This is a genomic window from Nocardia alni (assembly GCF_019038435.1).
GTDB classification, from domain to species: domain Bacteria; phylum Actinomycetota; class Actinomycetes; order Mycobacteriales; family Mycobacteriaceae; genus Nocardia; species Nocardia alni.
Genome location: NZ_JAGPOX010000293.1, coordinates 1 through 2,698 on the forward strand (window position 1 = coordinate 1; position 2,698 = coordinate 2,698).

Annotated in this window: 3 protein-coding genes; 1 reads left to right on the forward strand and 2 read right to left on the reverse strand. The window is 63.9% G+C overall.

What is annotated here, in order from left to right; translation table 11 throughout:
* The first annotated feature begins 44 nt into the window (after positions 1-44).
* Complete coding sequence (gene dcd / locus JZ791_RS43875) at positions 45-623, forward strand: dCTP deaminase (protein WP_216903867.1); 579 nt, start codon at positions 45-47, stop codon at positions 621-623.
* A gap of 106 nt (positions 624-729) precedes the next feature.
* Here dcd and JZ791_RS43880 read toward each other — a convergent pair whose 3' ends face one another.
* Together JZ791_RS43880 and JZ791_RS43885 are read right to left on the reverse strand one after the other, a co-directional pair.
* Positions 730-2,373: a purine-cytosine permease family protein gene (locus tag JZ791_RS43880; protein ID WP_216903869.1), complete on the reverse strand. Its 1,644-nt coding sequence runs from the start codon at positions 2,371-2,373 to the stop codon at positions 730-732.
* 125 nt (positions 2,374-2,498) lie between these two features.
* On the reverse strand, positions 2,499-2,698 hold a 200-nt coding region (locus JZ791_RS43885), incomplete at its 5' end, for a YdcF family protein (RefSeq protein ID WP_498049421.1).

Here is a 2,698-nt window from a genome sequence, read left to right on the forward strand (position 1 = left end):
AAGAGACCGGCGCAGACGCTTCACGTCACCGCTAGGATCTCAGCGTGCTGCTATCCGATCGCGACATTCGTGCCGAGCTGGCCCGCGGGCGGCTGGGGTTGGAGCCGTTCGAGGAGAAGCTGGTCCAGCCGTCGAGTATCGACGTGCGGCTGGATCGAATGTTCCGGGTGTTCAACAACACTCGGTATACGCATATCGATCCCGCGCAGCGGCAGGACGAGCTGACCAGCCTGGTCGAGCCCACCGAGGGTGAGCCGTTCGTGCTGCACCCGGGAGAGTTCGTGCTGGGCTCGACGCTCGAGGTGTGCACGCTGCCGGACGATCTGGCCGGGCGGCTGGAGGGTAAGTCCAGCCTGGGACGGCTCGGATTGCTCACCCATTCCACGGCGGGATTCATCGATCCGGGGTTCTCCGGGCACATCACGCTCGAGCTGTCGAATGTGGCCAATCTGCCGATCACGCTGTGGCCGGGGATGAAGATCGGGCAGCTGTGCCTGCTGCGGCTGACCAGTCCGGCCGAGAATCCGTACGGCAGCGCCGCGGTGGGGTCGAAGTATCAGGGCCAGCGCGGGCCTACACCCTCGCGGGCCTATCTGAACTTTCCGCTACCCAACCAGCACTGAACCTACCGACCCCCGTCGGCTCCGCAAGCCCCGCCGACTTTCCCCCGATACGCACGACCGCACCCCGCCCAATGCTCGGACGGGGTGCGGTCGGTTCGGGTAGTGATCAGTGTGGCGGTAACACGTGCTCGCCCGACTTGTCGGTGGACAACGCCAGGGAGCTGATGTACTGGATCTCCCCCTCCGCTCCCGGCACCGCGGAGGCGATCATGTCGGGCCGCTCGAAGTCCAGACCCGTCACATGACAGGTGAGCGTCTGCCCGGACGGGTTGCCGTGCTCGTCGAACATCGGCAACTCGATGCCGTCGTCGGTGCGGCGCAGGTAGTAGCGGCCCTTGGTGAGCACCGCGGTGAGCGGGGTCAGCACGAAGGCCAGGACCACCGCGACGATCGGCGAGTACGGCTTCAGGGTTTCCCCGAACGCACCGAAGAAGGTCAGGATCGACAGCACCGCGGCCGCCCCGAAGCCGACCAGGCCGACGGGATTGACGTTGTAGAGCATGCCGCGACGGAACTCCGGCTCCTTCGGCGAGATCTTCAGCAGATACTTGTTGACCGCGATATCCGTTGCGACGGTGACGATCCAGGCGATGCCGCAGTTGGCGTAGAAGCCCAGGATGTTGTTCAGGAAGTCGAACATGTTGGCTTCCATCAGGATCAGCGCGATCGCGAGGTTCACCCCGAGGAACACCAGCCGGCCCGGATAGGTCTTGGTGACGCGGGTGAACGAGTTGGTCCACGCCAGCGAACCCGAATACGCGTTGGTCACATTGATTTTGATCTGGCTGATCACCACCAGCCCGACCGCCAGGGTCATGGCCAGCCAGCCCGGCACCATATCGCGGTAGATCTCCAGGAATTGATGCACCGGCTGATTGGCGATGCCCTGTGCACCGGGCAGATTCGCGATCAGGTAGACCGCCAGGAACAGGCCGACGACCTGCTTGATCGCGCCGAAGATCACCCAGCCCGGCCCGGCGAGCAGCATCCAGCCCCACCATTTGCGGCTGTTCTCAGGGGTTTTCGGGGGCATGAAGCGCAGATAGTCGATCTGCTCGGCGATCTGGGCGATCAGCGACAGGCACACGCCCGCGGCCAGCAGCGCGCCGGTCAGGCTCACCCCGCCGCCGTCCTTACCGCCGTAGGCGAAGAAGCTGTGCACCGAATTCGGATGCCGCACGATCAGGAAGGCGAACGGCAGCACCATCAGCAGCAGCCACAGCGGCGTGGTCCAGACCTGGAGTTTGGCCAGGGTGTTCATCCCGTAGATGACCAGCGGGAAGATCAGCAGGGTGGAGGCCAGATAGCCGAGCCAGAGCGGAATGTGCAGTCCCAGTTGCAATCCCTGCGCCATGATCGAGCCCTCGGTGGCGAAGAAGATGAAGGTGAACGAGGCGAACACCAGGTTGGTGATCACCGACCCGTAGTATCCGAACCCGCTGCCGCGGGTGATCAGATCCAGATCGATGTTGTAACGCGCGGCGTAGTAGGCCAGCGGAAATCCGGTCAGCATGATGATCACGGCGAAGATGCCGATGCCCAGCAGCGCGTTGCCGGTGCCGTTGGCGATGCCGACATTGGCGCCGATGGCGAAGTCGGCCAGATACGCGATGCCGCCCAGTGCGGAGATGCCGACCACCGCCGGGCTCCACTTGCGGTAGCTGCGTGGTGCGAACCGCAGCGTGTAGTCCTCCAGGGTTTCCTTCGTCGCCGCGGTGGCCTGCACCGTGCGCGCTTCGACCTCGACCATGTGTAACTCCTCAATCCCGCCCCTTGGCGTGCAAGGCGCTGTGCTGAGGGTCCGATGTGACTGTTTATTCGCGTTTGCCGAGTGGTTACGGGTGCGTTACGTCGCGTGAATCGACGCTCGGTTGTCTAGTGGCACTGTTCGGTGAAGGCCTTGAGATAACCGGCGGATTGGTACAGAAAGTTGTACGCCCACCGCGCGATCGAGATATGCGCGTGCGCGTCGACCATGAGAATACTGCCGCTCCAGCACTTTCCCAGCACGTATCGGGCCCGGGAGATATGCGGGGTGAATGTGATCACGATCACCCGGTGCCACCCGCCTGCCC

What these genes read in the sequence shown, in the direction of transcription:
- JZ791_RS43880 (WP_216903869.1), bottom strand. Translation starts at nt 2,373, where the DNA reads ATGGTCGAGGTCGAAGCGCGCACGGTGCAGGCCACCGCGGCGACGAAG.